Raw genomic sequence first — 19,002 nt, 5'->3', positions numbered from 1 at the left:
TCGTCCCTAGTCGTTTTGGTCGTGCCGCGCTTGCCGCGCACCCGGCATGATAGCCGCAGACGTCGCCGGTGACGTAGCCGATGGAACAGACGCGGCCGCAGGCGAGGAAGCTGCTAAAGCAGCCGCCGGATGCCGCGGATCATGCAGCTCATCCGCCGACCACCCGCCGCCCAGATCGCCAAACAACGACGCCGCGTGCAGCAAGCGCGATTCCTGCACGTTCAGCGCAGTCTGCCGCGTGGTCAGTTGCGTCGCTTGCGCGGTCGCGACCGTGGTGTAATCGACGGTGCCCGCCTGGTACTCGTTGAACGCGATCTCCGCGCCACGGTCCGCGTCGCGCACCGCCGTTTCGAGCACGACCGCCTGCTCGGCGAGAATGCGCAGGCCGGACAGATCGTCCTCGACGTTCTGGAACGCGCCCAGCACCGTGCCGCGATAGTTGGCAACGGCCGAGTCGTAGGCCGCCTTCGCCGCGTCGACGTCGGCGCTGCGCAGGCCGCCGTCGAACAGCGTCTGGGTCGCGCTGCCGCCCAGCGACCACACGTAATTCGCGACCTTCAGCAGACCGGACAGCGGCGACTGCGTGAAACCCGCCGCGGCCGAGAGCGAGATGTCCGGGTAATACGCAGCCACCTGGACGCCGATCGCCGCATTCTGCGCGGCCATCTTGCGCTCGGCGGCGGCGATGTCGGGCCGGCGTTCGAGCAGCGTCGACGGCACGCCGACCGGCACCGACGGCAGCGCCGGCATCGCGGTGCTATGCGTGATCGACAGCTCCTCCGGGTTCTTGCCGACCAGCACCGCAATCGCATGGGCTTGCTGCGCGCGCGCGACGCCGAGCGCGATCAGATTGGACTTCGCGGTATTCAACTGGCTGCGCGCGGTGATCACGTCGCTCGGCGGAATCGTGCCTGCGCGATCCTGCTCGGTAACGACGTCGAGAGCATGCTGATACGCGACGACCGTTTGCTGCAGCAGGTCGATGTTCGCGTCGCTGGTGCGCAATTCGATGATCGCGGTGGCGAGCGCGACCTGCTCGGAGAGCGTCGCATTCGCGAGCGTCGCTTCGCTCGACTGCGCGCTCGCGGCGTTTTCCTCGACGGTGCGGCGTACCTGGCCCCACAGGTCCGGCGCCCAGCTCACGTTGCCTTCCAGCGAACCCGAATTGACGATGCGCGTCGACGTACCATTGACGAAGCTTCCCGCTGCACTGACCGAACCGCTGCCCGCGCGCTCGCGCGTCGCCGAGCCGGTCGCGCCGATCGTCGGGAACAGCGCCGCATGCGCGGCGCGCACTTCGGCGAGCGCTTGCTGGTAGTTCGCGTAGTCCGCGCGCACGGTCTGGTTCGACACCGCGACCAGCGGTTCGAGTTCGTCGATCAGCGGATCGTTGAATGAGGTCCACCACGTGCCCTTCGGGCCGGTCGCGTTCGGCTCGGCCTGGGTCCAGCCCGGTAGCTCCGAGTACGTGGCGGGCACGCTGACCTGCGGCCGGTGATAGTCCGGGCCGACCATGCAGCCTGAGTTGAACAGCGCGAGCAGCGCGACGGCGAGCGTCGCGACGCCCGGCAACCCGGCGCTCGGCCCCGTCATTCGTTGAGAAGAAATCTTCATCGTCATGCCTTCGTATCCGGTTGTCCCGGCGTCGCGTCGCGGTTCCAGCGCAGCCCCGCGGACCATCTGACCAGCCGTGCGCGCAGACGGTCGAGATACAGATAAATCACCGGCGTCGTATAGAGCGTGAACATCTGGCTGAGGACCAGCCCGCCCATCACGGTGATACCGAGCGGCTGGCGCAGCGAGCCGCCCTGGCCGATGCCGATTGCGAGCGGCACCGCGCCGAGCACGGCCGCGAACGTCGTCATCATGATCGGCCGCAGACGGATCAGCGCGGCCGCGTGGATCGCGTCGCGCGCGGGCATCCGCTCCTGGCGCTGCAACTGGATCGCGACGTCGACCATCATGATGCCGTTCTTCTTGACGATGCCGATCAGCAGGATGATGCCGATCATCGCGATCACCGAGAACGGCGTGCCGAAGATCAGCAGCGCGAGCGTTGCGCCGATGCCCGCGGACGGCAGCGTCGACAGGATCGTCAGCGGGTGGATCGAGCTTTCGTACAGCACGCCGAGCACGATGTAGACGACGCCTAGCGCCGCGAGAATCAGCAGCGGCACCACGCCCATCGATTGCGAATAGGCCGCCGCCGCGCCCGCGAACGAGCCGTGAATGCTCGCGGGCATGCCGATGTCGCGGATCGTTTCGTTGATCGCGGCGCCGGCCTGGCTCAGCGACCCGCCGGCCGGCAGATTGAACGAGATCGTCGCGGCGACGAGCCCGCTCTGGTGGTTCACCTGCGTCGACGTATGGCTGTTTTTGTACGACGTCAGCACCGAAAGCGGCACCATCGTTTCGGCCGCCGTACTATCCGCGCTGCCGGTCGAGCTGCCGCCCTTGCTGTTGGCGATGCTGTTGTTGGTCGCGTTCGACTGCGCGTCCGAGTTGCGCGAATTCGTGTTCGACGATGCGCTGGCCGTGGTCGCGCTAGTCGCCGCGGACACCGTGCCGTGCGGCATCTGCGTCGCGGCCGTGCCGGTCGGATTGCCCGCGGACGTGCTCAGATAGATCTGGCTCAGCGTCTCTGGATACTGCCAGTACTCGGGCGCGACTTCCATCACGACGAAGTACTGGTTCAATGGGTTATAGATCGTCGACACGGTGCGCTGGCCGAATGCGTCGTACAGCACATTGTCGATCTGGTTCGGCGCGAAGCCAAAGCGCGCGGCGGTTGCACGATTGATCGTCAGGTAGGTTTGCAGGCCGTTCTGCTGCAAGTCGGAGTTCACGTCGAGCAGCCGCCCGCGCTCCTTCGACAACGCGGCGACGAGCTTCGGCGTCCACGCGAACAATGCGGCGGAATCGTCGCTCGTCAGCGTGTACTGGTACTCGGCCGCCGATTGCCGCCCGCCGATGCGCAAATCCTGCTGCGCCTGCAGAAAGAGCCGCGCGCCCGACACTTCGTCGAGCTTCGGACGCAGGCGGTTCACGACCTGGGTGGCCGTCGCGTGGCGCTGCGACAGCGGCTTCAACTCGATGAACACGTTCGCGGTATTGAGCGCGCGCCCACCGGTAAAGCCCGCGACCGACTGAACCGCCGGATCTCTCTGCACGATCGACTGTAACTGCGCGAGCTTCTTCTGCATCGCCGTAAACGAGATGCTCTGGTCGGCGATGATCTGCCCGATCACGATGCCGGTGTCCTGCTCGGGAAAGAAGGTGGCGGGCACCAGCTTCAGCATGAACACGTTGCCGACCAGCAGCGCGAACAGCAGCAGGATCACCAGCAGCGAATGATCGAGCACGGCCGTCAGCGAGCGTGCGTAGGCATCCTTGAAGCGATCGAACTGCCGCTCCACCCACTGCGCCCAGCGCGCTTTCGAATGACCGGCGTTGTCGCGGCTCAGCACGTACGCGCACATTGCGGGAGTGACCGTCAGCGAGATCACCAGCGAGATCAGGATCGCGATCGACAGCGTGATCGCGAACTCATGAAACATCAGTCCGACGATGCCCGGAAACAGAATGATCGGCAGAAACACCGCGATCAGCGACAGGCTCATCGAAATCACCGTGAAGCCGACTTCGCCCGCGCCCTTCACCGCGGCCTCTTTCGGACTTAGCCCCAGCTCCATGTGCCGCACGACGTTTTCGAGCACGACGACCGCGTCGTCGACGACGAAGCCGGTGCCGATGGTCAGCGCCATCAGCGACAGGTTGTCGATGCTATAGCCGAGCAGATACATCGGCCCGAAAGTACCGACGATCGACAGCGGCAACGCGACCGCCGGAATCAGCGTCGCGCGCGGCGACTGCAGGAAGATGAACACGACGCCGACCACCAGCAGCACCGCGATGAACAGTGTGCGCTCGGTATCGCCGACCGACGACGTGACCGACTGCGAGCGATCGATCGCGACTTCCACGTGCACGCTGCTCGGCAGCGTCGCTTCGATCGCCGGCAGCACGTTGCGGATCTGCTGCACGGTGCGGACCACGTTGCTGCCCGGCATCGGATAGACGATCACGAGAATCGCCGACTTTCCGTTGAAGAGCCCCGCATTGCGGATGTTTTCGTTCGAGTCGCGCACTTGGGCGACGTCGCGCAACTTCACCGGCGCGCCGTCGCGATACGCGACCACCAGATCGCGATACGGCGCCGCGTGCGTGATCTGATCGTTCGACGTGACAACGTAGCGCCGATCGCCGACGTCGATATGCCCCTTCGCGCTGTCGGCGTTGGCCGCGCTGATCGCCGCGCGCACGTCTTCCATGCCGATGCCGTAGCTATTGAGCTTGCCCGGCTGCAACTCGACGCGCACGCTCGGCAACGCGCCGCCGCCGAGCGTGATCTGGCCGACGCCCTGCACCTGCGACAACTGCTGCTGGATCACCGAATCGGCGGAGTCGTAGAGCTGCGCTTTGGTCAGCGTGTCCGAGGTCAGCGACAGCACCACGATCGGCGCGTCGGCCGGGTTGTACTGGCGGTAGCTCGGATTGCTGCGCAGCGTGGTGGGCAGATCGGCGCGCGCGGCCTGGATCGCCGCCTCGACGTCGCGCGCGGCGCCATTGATGTCGCGTTTCAATCCGAACTCGACGATGATCATCGACGAGCCGACGTAGCTGATCGAGGTCAGCTCCTCGACATCGGCGATCGTCGCGAGCCGCCGCTCGAGCGGTTCGGCCACCGTCGACGCCATGATGTTCGGGCTCGCGCCGGCCATGTTGGCCTGCACGACGATCACCGGAAACGCGATGTTCGGCAGCGGCGCGACCGGCATGCGGAAATAGGCGAGCGTGCCGGAGATCAGGATCGCGATCGCGAGCAGCGTCGTCGCGACCGGTCGCCGGATGAAGATCGCCGGGATGTTCACCGCGTGCCCTCCGCGCCGCCTTCCGGCGGGCGCCCGCCGTTGCGCTTAGCGCGCTCGGCGCGCCAGCGGTTCACGCGCGTAGCCATCCGGTCGAAGAACAGATAGATCACCGGCGTCGTGAACAGCGTCAGCACCTGGCTCAGCGTCAGACCGCCGATGATCGCGAGACCGAGCGGGCGGCGCAGTTCCGAACCGGTGCCGGTGCCGAGCAGCATCGGCAGTGCGCCGAGCATCGCGGCGAGCGTCGTCATCAGGATCGGGCGGAAACGCAGCAGCGACGCCTCGAAGATCGCCTCGCGCGGCGCCTTGCCGTGATTGCGTTCGGCGTCGAGCGCGAAGTCCACCATCATGATCGCGTTCTTCTTGACGATGCCGATCAGCAGCACGATACCGATGATGCCGATCACGTCGAGATCCATCCCCGCGAGCATCAGCGACAGCAATGCGCCGATGCCGGCCGACGGCAGCGTCGACAGGATCGTGACCGGATGGATGAAGCTCTCGTATAGCACGCCGAGCACGATATACACGGCAACGAGCGCGGCGATCAGCAGATAGACCTCGCTCGATAGCGAATCCTCGAACGCCGCGGTCGCGCCTTGCAGCGACGAGGTGATCGACGGCGGCAGGTCGATCGCCTGCTCGGCCTCGCGAATATCCTTGACCGCGGTGCTCAGCGACGCGCCCTTCGCGAGATTGAACGACACCGTCACCGACGGAAACTGCGCGAGGTGACTGATCACGAGCGGCGCCTTCCTGATCTCGATCTTCGCGATGCCGGACAGCGGCACCTGACCCGTGCTGCTGGTCTGGCTCGGCAGATAGAGATTGCCGATCGATTGCACGGTCGGCATCGACTCCGGCTTCGCAACCAGAATCACGCGGTACTGGCTCGACTGCTCGAAGATCGTCGACACGATGCGCTGGCCGAGCGCGTCGTACAGCGCGTTGTCGATCGTCGCGGGCGTGATGCCGAAGCGCGCGGCCAATTGCCGGTTCACTTCGACATTCACGCTGAGGCCGTCGGTATTGAGATCGCTCTGCACGTCGGACAATGACGGAATCTGCTTCAGACGCGCGACGAGTTCCGGCACGTACTTCTGGAACGCTTGCTGGCTCGGTCCGCGCAACACGAAGCTGTACTGGTTCGGCGACACGGTCGTGTCGAGCGTCAGGTCCTGCTCGGGCTGCATGAAAAGCTTCACGCCCGGCACATGCGCGACTTCCTGCGCGAGCCGGCGCGCGATTTCCTGTGCGTTGTCTGAACGCTGATCCTTGTCGCGCAGATTGATCAGGAAGCGGCCGTTGTTCAGCGTCGCGTTGGTGCCGTCGATGCCGACGTACGACGTCAGCGACAACACGTCCGGGTCCTTCAGGACCGCATCGGCGAGCGCGCTCTGCCGCTTCACCATCGCCGCGTACGACACCGAGTTGTCGGCGACGCTGATGCCCTGAATCACGCCGACGTCCTGCACCGGAAACAGGCCCTTCGGAATCACCACGTACAGGATGGCGGTCAGCACGACGGTGGCGACTGCGACCATCAGCGTCAGCGTCTGATGGTCGAGCACCCAGCGCAGGCCACGCTCGTAGGCGGCAAGCGTCTTGTCGAACAGGCGCTCGCTGATGCGCTCGAAACGGCTCGGATGCCGCTCGGCCTGCGCGCGCAGCATCCGCGCGCACAGCATCGGCACCACCGTCAGCGACACGACCGCCGAAATCACGATCGTAACCGCGAGCGTCACCGCGAACTCGCTGAACAGGCGCCCGATCACGCCGCCCATGAACAGCAGCGGAATCAGCACCGCGATCAGCGAAATGGTCAGCGACAGAATCGTGAAGCCGATCTGCCCCGCGCCTTCGAGCGCGGCTTCGAGCGGCGACATGCCCTCTTCCAGATAGCGCACGATGTTCTCGATCATCACGATCGAGTCGTCGACGACGAAGCCGGTCGCGATGATCAACGCCATCAGCGACAGGTTGTCGATCGAATAGTTGAGCTGGTACATCACCGCGAGTGTGCCGATCAGCGAGACCGGCACCGAGATGCTCGGAATCACGGTGGCGGGCACGTTGCGCAGGAACACGAAGATCACCGCGACGACCAGCACGATCGCGAGAATCAGCTCGAACGCGGCGTCCGCGACCGACGCGCGAATCACGCCGGTACTGTCCGACACCACCGTCACTTTCATGCCGGCCGGCAGCGTCGATTCGAGCTGCGGCAGCACCTTCATGATCTGATTGACCGTCTGGATGACGTTCGCGCCGGGCTGGCGCTGCACGTTCAGGACGATCGCGGGCGAGCCGTTGTACCAGGCGCCGCGCTCGACGTCCTGCGCGGCCTGGCTCACGCGCGCCACATCGCGCATGTAGACCGGCGAGCCGTTCTGATACGCGATCACCGTGTCCAGATAGTCCTTCGGGTCGGTGATCTGATCGTTGCCGTTGATCGTGTAGTCGAGATCGGGGCCGTCGAAATTGCCCTTCGGCTGGCTCACGTTCACGTAGCTGAGCAGCGTGCGCAGATCGTCGATATTGAGGCCGTAGGCGGCGAGCTTGTGCGGGTCGGCTTCTACGCGGATCGCGGGCACGTTGCCGCCGCTCGTCGTCACGACGCCGACGCCTGACACCTCCGAGATCTTCGTGCCGAGGCGGTTGTTGGCAACGTCTTCCAACTGCGTCAGCGACATCGACTTCGACGTGACCGCGAGCGTCAGAATGGGCTGGTCAGCGGGATTGACCTTCGCGTAGGTCGGCGGCGCCGGCAGGCCCGATGGCAGATAGCTGTTCGCCGCGTTGATCGCCTGCTGCACGTTCTGCTCGGCGATGTCGAGGTTCAGCGACAGATCGAACTGCAGCGTGATCACCGACGCGCCGTCCGAGCTGTACGAGGTCATCTGCTGCAGGCCCGGAATCTCGCCGAGCTGCACTTCGAGCGGCGCGGTCACGGTGGTCGCCATCACCGTCGGGCTCGCGCCCGGGTAGAAGGTCTGCACCTGAATCGTCGGATAGTCGACGTTCGGCAGCGACGACACCGGCAGCACGCGCATCGCGATCAGACCGATGAGCACGAGCGCGATCATCAACAGCAGCGTCGCGACCGGGCGAAGAATGAACAGGCGGGAAATGTTCATCGGCGCGGCGGCCCGTTACGACGAAGCGGCTTCTGACGCGGCCGGCGCAGGCGCGGCCGGCGCGCTCGACGCCGGCGCTGCTTCGGACGCCGCGGCGGGCGCCTTCGGGCCGTTGCCGGCCGCGCCGCTTGCCGCGGCGGCGGACTTCGGATGCGCCGGCTGGATCTTCGCGCCGTCATTCAGACGATCCGTCCCGTCCGTCACGACCTGGTTGCCGGCCGCGAGACCCGACTCGATCACCGTATTCCTGCCGTCGCTCGGGCCCAGCTTGACCTTGTGCACGGACACCGTGCTGTCCGGATTGACCAGATAGACGAAGTCGCCCGGCGCGCCGGACTGCACCGCGGCGCTCGGCACGAGCACCGCGTTCTGCATCGTGTCGACGAGCAGCTTCACGTTGACGAACTCGTTGGGGAACAGCGCCTCGTCGTCGTTCGCGAAGGTCGCGCGCAACGTGACGGTGCCGGTCGCGGTCGCCATCTGGTTGCTGACCGCGTACAGCGTGCCGGTTGCGATCTCGCGCGAGTTGTCGCTCGAATACGCGGTGACCGGCAGCTTCGCGCCGGTGGACAGACGCTGCACGATCGACGCGAGCGAATCCTGCGGCACCGTGAACTGCACCGTGGTCGGCTTCACGGTCGTGATGACGACGATGCCCGTCGTCGACGACGCGGTCACGTAATTGCCCGGATCGACGAGCCGCAAGCCGACCTTGCCCGCGATCGGCGCGGTGATGCGGCAATACGCGAGGTCGAGATCGAATTGGGCGATGTTGGCGAGATCGACCTTCACCGCCGCTTCGTCCTGCTGCACGAGGAACTGCTGATCCGCGTAGGTCTGCTGCGCAATCGACTTGCGCTCGTTCAACTGCGTATAGCGCTCGAGATCGGCGCGCGCCTGCGCGAGCAAAGCGCGGTCTTTCGCGAGCGTCGCCTCCGCCTGCTGCTTGCTGATCTGATACTGGCGCGGATCGATCTGCGCGAGGAACTGTCCTTTTTGCACCTCCTGGCCTTCGTGATAGCCGACCTCGGTCAGATAGCCGCTCAGCTGCGGCAGCACGGTCACCGTCGCGATCGGAATGACGGTGCCGAGTTCGCTCAATGTGACCGGCATCGAACCGAGCGTCGCCTGCGCGACGGTGACGACGATTGCCGCGTTCTCGCGCGCCGGCTTCTTGCGCGTCAGCAGATGTACCACGACGAGCGCGACCAGCACGAGCAGGACAACCGAGAAGATGACGAGCCCGCGTCGCGAGCGCTTTGGCGGCGGGGACACGGTTTCGCTCATGTTGATCTCCGGAAACGGATATTGGTGTCGAGCTTCGGCAGGAAGCTCGCCTTCTGACGGGACTGCGCAAAAGTGACACGGTTCGCGCGCGTTGTCATCAGTCGAAGCCCTCGGGTCCTGCTGTTATGAAGACGTAAGAAACCAGGACGCGGCTTCGGTGTGGGGCATGCGTGAATGTAGCCGGCTTGCGCCGGGCTTGAGTTACAGGGGTGCAACATGTTGGCGGGTGAAAGGATCGGGGTGTCGATCACGCGGCGCGCGGGCGGCGGACATCCGCATCGGCCGAGGGTTGAGCGCGGCACGGCATCGCAACATGCGATAACAGACGACAGCCAAATGAAAACCGGCCCGTCCGTGCAGAATCGTCACATTCGTCCGATATGATCGCGAGCCAACGTTGCGCGCGCCGCGACTGTCACGACACCCCACTACCTCACCCCGATGTCCATCACCGTCAATTTCCCCGCCGAAGTCCGCGACTGGATTGCCGCCAATCTTTCGCGCGGCGTCGCGCCGCAAGCGATCGTCAACGAACTGGTGAGCCGCAACAACGCGGCCGAGCTGGCCGCGGCGATGGTCGAGGCGGTCGCGTCGGCATTCGTGCACGGCATGGCGTTGCCCGGCGACAAGCTCGAAGTCGGCGGCGCGCCGCTCAGCTACCAGCCCGAGCCGCTGCGCGTACCCGACGGTCCGCTGATCCAGCTCGGCGAGCGCAAGGTGCGCGTGCTGTCGCGGCTGCAGCGGCCGGCCGCCGTGCACCTCGCCAACTTCCTGAGTGCCGACGAATGCGAGCAGTTGATCGCGCTCGCACAGCCGCGGCTCGACCGCTCGGCCGTCGTCGATCCGGTGACCGGCCGCGATGTGATCGCCGCTCATCGCAGCAGTCACGGGATGTTTTTCCGTTTGGGCGAGACGCCGCTGATCGCGCGCATCGAGGCACGCATCGCGGAACTGACGGCGACGCCGGTCGAGAACGGCGAGGGCCTGCAGATGCTGCACTATGAGGAAGGCGCGGAGTCGACGCCGCACGTCGACTATCTGATGACGGGCAATGCAGCGAATCGCGAGTCGATCGCGCGCAGCGGCCAGCGCATGGGCACGCTGCTGATGTATCTGAAGGACGTGGAAGGCGGCGGTGAGACGGTGTTTCCGCAGCTCGGGTGGTCGGTGGTACCGCAGCGCGGGCATGCGCTCTACTTCGAGTACGGCAACCGCTACGGGATGTGCGATCCGAGCTCGCTGCACGCGAGCACGCCGCTGCGCAGCGGCGACAAGTGGGTGGCGACCAAGTGGATTCGGACGCGGCGGTTTGTGCCGCGCATTCAGGCTTGAGAAGGATCGACCGAAGTCCGAACGGCTCGCGCGAGCCTTGGTCAGCTTCGCGCTGCTAGCCGAGGCAGGCTGCAGCGCGAAGCCAGTGCGAGTAGGGGCACGTCAGACGCCGCGCCCTCGAAGCAAGCTGATCAGAACTGCTCGATCCACGTGGCGAGGCGGTCAGCGGCGAACTCGCTACCGCGTTGCGCCGGCCGGAACGCGATCGCATTGCCTTCGCGTGCCGGCTGCAATGCACCGTCAGTGCCGTCGAGCCACAGCAGGCTCGCCAGCCATGCCGCGTGTCCGCTCGACACCGCGTTGTTGCCCGGCTCCGCGAGAAACTCCGCGAGCGTGGCCGGCTGGTCGCACACGAGACCATCGCCTGCGCGGCGCACATTGATGCCAGCCTCGGAAAACGCCCCGGCCAGCGCCGTCAGCGCGTCGCTCGCGGTCACGTTCGCGCCGCCGTGCCGGTTGCGCAGCGTGGCGAGATGCGCCGCGACGGCATGACCGAACGCGCCGCTGCGGGCACTCTCGGCCGCGATCAGGTCGGAATAGTCCTGCAGCAGCCAGTCCGGCTCGGAGTTCGGCACTTCGGCGAGCACCGCCGCCGCAAGATACGTCTCGACCGGCTGGAAGCGCTCGGGCCCGATCAGCGTAGCCGACAGCGAACGCACCAGACCAATCCGCGTGGCGACCACCTGCTTTTGCAGCACGCCCAGCTTCTCGCGCACCAGCGTGTCGCGCTCCTTGCGCAGCTCGGCCAGTTCGAGCGCCTGCTTCAGCTCCATGCGCAGCGCCGTGATGTCCCACGGCTTCTTGATGTAGCGATGGATATGGCCGAGGTTGACGGCCGCGACGGTCTGATCGATTTCCGAATACGCGGTGGTCAGAATCCGCACGACATGCGGAAAGCGCTCGCTCGCATAGCGCAGCAGCTCGTTGCCGAACTCGCCAGGCATGCGCTGGTCGGAGACGAGGACGCCGACCCGGTCGCCGTGCTCGTCGAGCAGCGCCTTGCCCTCTTCCACCGAGCCGCCAGTCAGGACCGGCGCCAGGCTTCCGATGGCACGCTGGAAGTACTTTACGGCAGTAGCTTCGTCATCGACGAAGATGATCGCCGGCGCCAACTCCTCTGTGGCTTTTGGTTCGTTCATCAACAACTCCTGTGCGTTTGACCTTTGATATGGGGGAAATCCAGCACTACGGTGGTGCCTCCCCCCGACGTGGACTCGATCCTGAGTCCGCCGCCACAGGACTGCATGACACGGTTGCATAGAATCAGGCCCAAGCCGTTCCCCCCGGATTTCGCGTGCGTTGTAATTGGGTCCGTCAACAGGCGGTCTTTGATCTCGGGCGGAATTCCGGGCCCGTTGTCACAGATGCCGATGCTCGGGTGGGGTTCCGTTGTTACGGTAAAGCGCACCGACGGCGACGGCACATCCGCGAGCGCGCGCAACGCGTTCGACAGCAGCGACGACAGCACGAGCGCCACGCAATTCGGCTGCGTGAGCACGGCAAAGTCGCTTTCGACGTCGACCTGCACCCACGAGCGCTGCGCGGTCGTAAACGGATACGTATCGAGCAACGCCGAGATCAGCCCATGCGCGGTGCTCTCGATACGCGCCTCATCGCCCTCCTGTTGCCGGCGCCGCCCGTTGTGCACCGAGCGCCAGAACGACGACACCACCGCCATGCAGTACTGCGCGCTCTCGCGCATCGATTTCGCGGCGCCGAGAATTTCGCCTTCGGCATCGCGCTCCGCGTCGGTGCGATCTTCGATGCTGTGCGCGTTCAACGCGATCGCCGCGAGCGGCGTGTTCAGTTCGTGCGCGATGAACGCGAGGGTTTCGTCGATCGCGATCAGACGCTGATTCTGCATCGCGCGTTCGTGGTAACGATCGAACGCCAGTTGCAGCGTATCGCGCACCGCCGCCGGCTTGAGCGGCTTTTCGAGGATGCGGAACACTTCGCCGGTATTGACCGTCTGCAACAGCATCTCGACGTCGGCATAAGCAGTGACCAGAATCCGCACGATGTGCGGATATTCCAGCGCCACCTGGCGCAACAGTTCGCCGCCGTCGCGCCCCGGCATGCGGAAGTCCGTGACCAGCACCGCGATGCGCGCACTGTCCTGCTCGAGAATAGCGATGGCCTCGTCGCTGCTGGTCGCGAGCAGGACCTCGTAATCGGCACCGACGGTGCGCGCGAAATATTTGCACGCCAACTCTTCGTCATCGACGTAGAGAAGAGTGGGCTGTGTCTGTCGGATGTCGTTCATGGTGTTTCTCAGGGTGCGGGCGACAGATCGAAACTGAACGCAGCCCAACTTCCCAGCTCGCTCTCAGCAAACAGCAGGCCGCCATGGCGCTCGATCACCGCATAGCTGATCGACAATCCGAGGCCCAGGCCCTGTCCCACTTCGCGGGTGGTAAAGAACGGTTCGAACACGCGCGCGATATTCTCCGGCGCGATGCCCGGCCCATTGTCTTTTACCGTCACGTGCAGGCGCTCTTCCGTCCATCTGACGTTGACGTGAATCGCCGGCGCGGGCGTGCCCGCCTTGCGCATCGCCAGCACCGCGTTCGACAGCAGGTTGATCAGCACGCCGATGATGGCCGCCTCGTCGCCCTGCACCAGCGTATCCGCGGGCAGCTCGCGCGTTACGGTGACGCCGCGCAATTCATGCCCGACGAGCCGGATCGCCGAATCGAGCGCTTTTTCGAACAGGAACGGCGTGCCCAGCTCCGCCTCGGCGCCGGGCTTGCGATACGCGAACGTCTTCAGGTCCGACACGATGTGCTGGATGCGCTGCATGCCCTGCCGCGCATCGACCAGGCATTCCTGCAGCGTCGGCTCCTTCTTCGCGATCGGCTCCTCCAGCGCAACCTCGATCGCCATCAGGCAGAAGTTCACCGGGTTGTTCACTTCATGCAGCAGGCCCGCCGCGAGCGTACCGATCGCCGCCATTTTTTCCTGCTGCAGCAGTTGGCCCTTGATGTCGAGCAACTGCCGATTGATCACTTCGAGCTCGGCGTTCTTCGCGGAGACCTCCGCGTTTTTCTCGGACACCTCGGCCTTCAGGCGAAACAGCATGAAGCGCACGCGTTCGTTGAAGAACGTGTAGACCGCACTCGCGGCCGCGGCGAACAGAAGCAGCAGAACATTGACGGTCATCGTGCCGAGCGGCACACCGCCATGCGGAGGCAACAGGCAGGCCAGCAGATACAGCAAGCAGGACAGCACGCCGAACACGAGGTTTTGCCACAAGCCGAATGGCAACGCAATCCCGGACGCGAAGATGGCCAGATTCAGGCCCATGTAGTAGGGCGACAGAACACCGTCGGTGCGCCAGATCATCCATGAAATCATCGCCTGCGGCAGCAGCAGCCAGGACAGCGTCAGCCATGGAGTAAGCCGTCGCCCCATGTCGGTGTCGAGCAAGGCGACGATACCGCCGATCATCAACGACACCAGCAGTCGCGCGAGCGCGAACGACGTCTGATACTGCGGATACTGCGCGTAATCCAGCCCCACGCCCAGCAGCACGAGCGCAATCGCGGTGCACGCGCCGCCCCGGCTGAACGTGACGCGAAAGTCGGCCAGCTCGGTTTGATAGCCGCTCTGCAGGGGACTGGTAGTCATGGACAGGGATGTCGACACGGTTTCAGAGGATCGTTGCTTCCGCGAACACATTCACCCCGGTCTCGTCGACGTAGAGCTTCTGGTCAGTGGAGTTGGGGGGAAGCAGCGAGCTCATGCCGCTCTCGTTCCGATAGATCAGGTACCACTCGAGCAGATGCTCCATCCCGTACTTCTCCGGATTCGCGGAATGGACGTTGGTGACCAGCAAGTGGCCGCCGGGTCGGGTGCGAGCGGCAAAGTAACTGAGCAGACGTGCGCAGACCTTGTCCGACAGATAGTCGAACAGACCGGCGCAGTACACCGCGTCGAATTCGCGCGCGGACGGGTCCGTTGAAATCTTACGCTTGAGCAGGTCATGCACCGACTGATGCACCATTTGCACCGAGACCTTATGACCCGCGGCGTGTGCCGAGCTGTCGATCGCGTCCTTCGTAAAAGCGAGCGTTTCCTCGCTGAAGTCGACCAGCTCGAACGACAGCAGCTCCGGATGCGGATACTCACGCACGAAGCGCTGGATCTCGAAAGCGGGCCCGCAACCGACGTTGAGGATGCGGAACGGTCTGCCGGCCGCGCGCGCCGCCTCGGCCTGCCGCGTCAGAAAGTCGATCAGCAGCTTGATGCGGTTGCGGTGCGCGGTTGCGACCGCCGCCTGCAGGAACGCCGTATTGACGATCTGGAAGTAAGTGGTCGGCCCCTGTTGCGGATCGCTGAGGATCTGATTGACCATCTCGTAGTCGCCGGCATAGCCGAGCGGCTTCGTGAAGGTGCGGTAGACGAACGGCGCGCGCAGCAGCAACGGATGCAGCGCTGATTGCGCGTACGTGCGATGCACGGGTGCGATCTCCGCGTCGACGCGCTCGGCCTCTTCCTCGAGACGGTCGAGATAGAACTTGATCTTGAGCATGATCGGCGTGGCGAGCTCGTAGAACAGGTCCTCGCGCAGCCTGCCGCCTTCGCTCTTCGGCAAGCTCTCGGTCAGGTCGACCTGCTCCACCCAGCGCGACACTTCCGACAGGAACGCGCGCATCTCGTTCACGACGATCTGATAGTCGCGGCGGATATTGAAGCGCGCGTCCCAGTCGCTAATAAAGAGTTCTGCTTCCCGGCCGACCGACTTCGCTTCATTGGGCAGAACGCTCAGCTCGCGCCATTCGTCGATGAGTGCCAGTGAAACCACCGCGGTCAGACCGGTGTTCACCAGACTCACCACCACCGCCTTGCCGAGATAGGCATTCTTGGTGCCCATGCGCACGCTCAGCTCGCTTAAGACCTCGCTGACCTGCACGATGGAATAGGGGTTATAGACCTCCATGACCAAAGACTTTCTCTGGAGGTTAATGATCGTCCCACGCACATGCTCGCGCTGCGAGTTGCGGAAGCTGACCACCGGGTCGATTTGCGTTTGAGAGTACACGGTATTAGTACCTGAGGAATCCGGGAACGCAGCAGGGTGTTGGAGAAGTCCAGTGAATGGCTGCCGCACGCACGACACCAGCGACAAGTCGTGGACGCGTTTCAAACCAAAATTGAGCCGGAAACACCAAAGCCCTTTGCCAGAATGGCTCCAGCGGCTTGCAGTGTAACATCAACAGATTCAATTCTCACTGAGGTTAAATTCATGTTGAAACGTATACGCAAGGTTTTCTTGCGAGCATGTCCATGCTATAGAAAGCCGTTTTTGCAAAGAATAGTTTGAAACGAGTTGGCGACCGCATTGGCGCAATCGCCGACAATTCGTTTCCCGACAAAGACTTGCAATCGCATTACCACGACGGCGACACGATCCGCTATAGAGGGGGTGCGTTACTTGCGCCTTTCCGATCTATGCCCGTTGGATAGACCGGCGCTTTGACGCAATACCGCTTCGAGACTCGAAACGATGTGAAATGAAGCGGCAATTGATGCCTTGTGCATTCGCCGAATAAGCTTTTTTTGTTTTAACGCAATTCACGTCCGGCGCGGCAAACGTTTCTCTTTTCACTCGTCGACTCATTCGTGCAAGGCCAAACCTTTCACGGCCTTGTCGACGGCTTTCTTCGGTCCGTGCAGCGCAAGACCGACGAGGTCGAGATTCGCCGCGTCCTCGGCGCGAAACACTGCGCGGTTCGCCGCGTCATGCCCCGTCGAAAACATCGCGTGCACATACGGCACGATTCTGAGCTCGCGCGACAGCGCCTGCCGATGCGCACCTTGCAGACCGGAGCGGTCGGCGGCGAACACCATCATCGGCTGGCCGAGCATGCGGCCGTAGCGGTGCCCGGCGGCATCCTCGTAGGGCTCGCCCAGCGCATCGGGCGCCGCGGCCGCGACGCCGGTCGCGAGAAACGCGACCACATTGAGCTTCTGCCAGACCGCGAGATCGCTGCGCACGATCAGCGCCACTTTGGTATCGAACATGACGACTCCTCGTTGAGCCGCTCATGATCGACGATGCGGCGCAATCAGTCTGGAACGTTTGTGCACATCTGCCGGTACGCGGCTGGCGTCATCCGGTACGCGCGACGGAACCAGCGGCCGAGATGGCTCTGGTCGGCGAAGCCGACTTCGGCCGCGACCTGAGCGGGCGTGCGCCCGGCCGCGAGCAGGCGCCGCGCGGCGCGCAGGCGCAGGCGCACCAGATACGCGTGCGGCGACGTGCCGAACGCGCGCTGAAACAGACGCGTCAACCTGAACCGGTCGATGCCGGCAAGTTCGGCGAGTTCGTCGAGCCCGAGATTGCCGTCCATCTGTTCGTGCAACAGCTCGCGCACCCGCGCGATCGCGGGCGACGCGGCGGCGTCGCCGGTGAGCGGCGCGTCGCGCAACTGTGCGCCGAGTCGCAGCAGCAGACGATCGAGCGCCTGGTCGCGCGCGAGCCGGCCCTCGTTGCCGTGAATCGCGACGAACGCCTGGCGGATCGCATCGACGAGCGCACGGTCATCGACGAGCGTATGGCCGAACGCCGCTTCGACGCCGGCCAGCCCCGGCAAGTCGAGCCGGCGCGCCGCGCGCTCGACCCAGGCTTGCGGCAGATACAGCATCGCGTACGTGAAGCCGCCCGCCTCGGGCGCGTGGCCGTCATGCAGTGCGCCGGGCTCGATCAGGATCGCGCGGCCCGGCACGCTCGTGTGCAACGACCGATGACACTGGAAGCGTTGCACGCCCTGCTCGGTGTAGCCGATCAACATGTCGTCGTGATCGTGCGGATCGTACGCATGGCCGCTGAAATGCGCGCGCAGACTTTCGATGCCGGTTTCGGCATCGCGGCAGGCGGTTAGCCAGTTGGCGGGATCGGGTGGAGTGAGCATGGGTTTGCGCTGGCCGGCCGCGGGCGATGCGGCCAGCGGATAGTGTACGGCAGCGTGGGAATCGGGATCGAGGCTCGCCAGCGCCAGGCGCTTGCGAAGCGAGCCGCGCCCGGGTTCACGGCTTCTTCGAGCGCGGCGGCCGGGCGTTGACGAACGGGTTGTAGCCGTGCGGGCTCGCGGGCCGATCCGGTTGTTGGTTCGCGCGGCGGCGCTTGCCGGATGGTTCGTTGCCGGACAATTGCGCAAGCAGTTCTTGCGATTCCGCTGCCGTTTCCGTCCGCGTTTCCGTCTGCGTTTCCGCTTCCGTTTCATCCGCCGGCGGTACGGCTTTTCTACCGCGTCTCGCGGGCTTCGGTTCGGCTTGCGTGGCGACGCCCGCGATGTGTTCGATCACGGACATGAAGGATGCCGATGCCGATCGAAGCGGCTGTCCGGGCAGCATCGTCAGCGCGACGATTTCGTGCAGTAAACGGCCATCTACGGAACGGCCCTGCACGGTGCCACGCCAGTCGACATTCGCTTGGGCGAAAGCGCCGACGACACGTTCGAGCACGGCCGGCGATAGCACCCCGCCGTCGTAGAGGCGGATGACGACGCTCTCGAAAATCTGAAACGAGCTGATGTCCGATGCTTTCGGCGCCACGGTTTGTCGCCTGGTGGGTTGGTCTTGCGGTTTCGATCAGCAAATCACATGCCGAGGCGACGGGTCGAGTCGTCGGTATCGGTCTACGCGAGCAGCAGTAAAGCGTCCGCCAGTGACAGCACCGTGGTGCGTGAATCGAATGCGGTTGCAAACAGATGTTCATGGACCACCTGGTCCGGGTCGTAGCAGCAATCCTTGACCGTGTACAGGCGGAAGTCGGCGTCGCTCGCGTACGCGACCGAGGAGAGCACGACTCCGGTCGACGCGATGCCGACCATGATCAGCGAATCGATACCTTGCGCGGAAAGTCTCGCCTCCAGATCAGTGCCGAAGAACACGCTCGCACGATGCGCGATGACGAGCGGTTCGTTGGCCTGCTGGCCCAACTCCGGCGCGGTCCGGTCTTCGAGGAACAGGCCAAGTCTTTTGATTCCCTGCCCATTCCTGTTCAACGGGCTGACTTCCGGATAGCCCGGACTGAACCGGAGATTGGCGAAATAGACGCTAACGCCTTTGGCGCGGGCCGCGTCGCATAACCTGCGCGTATTGGCGAGCAACGCCGGCGCGACCGATGGAAACAGTCCGAGAATGTCGGTCTGGTAGTGCATCACGATAAGCGCGGTTCCCGATGGCGTGATGGCCTCGTTCGCGATGTGGTCAGAACCTGCGTTGGTTGTCATTGCGCCACCTTTATTCCGGTTCCACGTCCTGTTGTCAGAGCGGCCGTTTCGATGCCGTGGCAATCATACGCCCCCCGT

Annotated in this window: 13 protein-coding genes; 1 reads left to right on the top strand and 12 read right to left on the bottom strand. The window is 64.5% G+C overall.

All coding sequences use genetic code 11. The features are described from left to right. Window positions 1-6: 6 nt before the first annotated feature. The 4 genes from ACLFKU_RS19515 to ACLFKU_RS19500 are packed head-to-tail and all read right to left on the bottom strand — an operon-like array spanning window position 7 to window position 9,355. Window positions 7-1,620 carry an efflux transporter outer membrane subunit gene (locus ACLFKU_RS19515; RefSeq protein WP_410850174.1) on the bottom strand — a complete coding sequence of 538 codons (1,614 nt, stop codon included), beginning with the start codon at window positions 1,618-1,620 and terminating at the stop codon, window positions 7-9. Further along, window positions 1,617-4,931 carry an efflux RND transporter permease subunit gene (locus ACLFKU_RS19510; RefSeq protein WP_410850173.1) on the bottom strand — a complete coding sequence of 1,105 codons (3,315 nt, stop codon included), beginning with the start codon at window positions 4,929-4,931 and terminating at the stop codon, window positions 1,617-1,619. The genes ACLFKU_RS19515 and ACLFKU_RS19510 overlap by 4 nt, the downstream gene beginning before the upstream one ends. Beyond that, window positions 4,928-8,068 carry an efflux RND transporter permease subunit gene (locus ACLFKU_RS19505; protein ID WP_410850172.1) on the bottom strand — a complete coding sequence of 1,047 codons (3,141 nt, stop codon included), beginning with the start codon at window positions 8,066-8,068 and terminating at the stop codon, window positions 4,928-4,930. The genes ACLFKU_RS19510 and ACLFKU_RS19505 overlap by 4 nt, the downstream gene beginning before the upstream one ends. Window positions 8,069-8,083: 15 nt before the next feature. Continuing rightward, on the bottom strand, window positions 8,084-9,355 hold the full coding sequence (locus ACLFKU_RS19500) for an efflux RND transporter periplasmic adaptor subunit (protein ID WP_410850171.1): 1,272 nt from the start codon (window positions 9,353-9,355) through the stop codon (window positions 8,084-8,086). 441 nt (window positions 9,356-9,796) lie between these two features. On the opposite strand from ACLFKU_RS19500, the gene ACLFKU_RS19495 reads away from it, so the two are divergent. Further along, window positions 9,797-10,687: a 2OG-Fe(II) oxygenase gene (locus ACLFKU_RS19495; RefSeq protein ID WP_410850170.1), complete on the top strand. Its 891-nt coding sequence runs from the start codon at window positions 9,797-9,799 to the stop codon at window positions 10,685-10,687. A 131-nt stretch (window positions 10,688-10,818) separates the two neighbouring features. Here ACLFKU_RS19495 and ACLFKU_RS19490 read toward each other — a convergent pair whose 3' ends face one another. The 8 genes from ACLFKU_RS19490 to ACLFKU_RS19455 form a co-directional block, all read right to left on the bottom strand. After that, window positions 10,819-11,826, bottom strand: coding sequence for a response regulator (locus tag ACLFKU_RS19490; RefSeq protein ID WP_410850169.1), 1,008 nt, complete (start codon window positions 11,824-11,826; stop codon window positions 10,819-10,821). Beyond that, on the bottom strand, window positions 11,826-12,950 hold the full coding sequence (locus ACLFKU_RS19485) for an ATP-binding protein (RefSeq protein ID WP_368583121.1): 1,125 nt from the start codon (window positions 12,948-12,950) through the stop codon (window positions 11,826-11,828). The genes ACLFKU_RS19490 and ACLFKU_RS19485 overlap by 1 nt, the downstream gene beginning before the upstream one ends. A gap of 8 nt (window positions 12,951-12,958) precedes the next feature. Continuing rightward, complete coding sequence (locus tag ACLFKU_RS19480; protein WP_410850168.1) at window positions 12,959-14,314, bottom strand: sensor histidine kinase; 1,356 nt, start codon at window positions 14,312-14,314, stop codon at window positions 12,959-12,961. A 22-nt stretch (window positions 14,315-14,336) separates the two neighbouring features. Next, window positions 14,337-15,728, bottom strand: a complete 1,392-nt coding sequence (locus ACLFKU_RS19475; protein ID WP_368583123.1) for a class I SAM-dependent methyltransferase — start codon at window positions 15,726-15,728, stop codon at window positions 14,337-14,339. 575 nt (window positions 15,729-16,303) lie between these two features. After that, window positions 16,304-16,711 carry a DUF2000 domain-containing protein gene (locus ACLFKU_RS19470; protein ID WP_013092622.1) on the bottom strand — a complete coding sequence of 136 codons (408 nt, stop codon included), beginning with the start codon at window positions 16,709-16,711 and terminating at the stop codon, window positions 16,304-16,306. A 44-nt stretch (window positions 16,712-16,755) separates the two neighbouring features. Next, window positions 16,756-17,601 carry an AraC family transcriptional regulator gene (locus tag ACLFKU_RS19465; RefSeq protein ID WP_368583124.1) on the bottom strand — a complete coding sequence of 282 codons (846 nt, stop codon included), beginning with the start codon at window positions 17,599-17,601 and terminating at the stop codon, window positions 16,756-16,758. Window positions 17,602-17,716: 115 nt separating this feature from the next. Beyond that, the gene (locus ACLFKU_RS19460) at window positions 17,717-18,244 is read right to left on the bottom strand and encodes a hypothetical protein (protein ID WP_410850167.1); all 528 of its coding nucleotides are present in this window, start codon (window positions 18,242-18,244) and stop codon (window positions 17,717-17,719) included. An 83-nt stretch (window positions 18,245-18,327) separates the two neighbouring features. After that, complete coding sequence (locus tag ACLFKU_RS19455; protein ID WP_368583126.1) at window positions 18,328-18,924, bottom strand: isochorismatase family cysteine hydrolase; 597 nt, start codon at window positions 18,922-18,924, stop codon at window positions 18,328-18,330. Window positions 18,925-19,002: the final 78 nt, after the last annotated feature.

Source organism: Paraburkholderia sp. EG304 (genome assembly GCF_046543485.1).
GTDB classification, from domain to species: domain Bacteria; phylum Pseudomonadota; class Gammaproteobacteria; order Burkholderiales; family Burkholderiaceae; genus Paraburkholderia; species Paraburkholderia youngii.
Note: the sequence above shows the minus strand (reverse complement) of the source record. Positions and strands in the feature narration are given on the sequence as shown.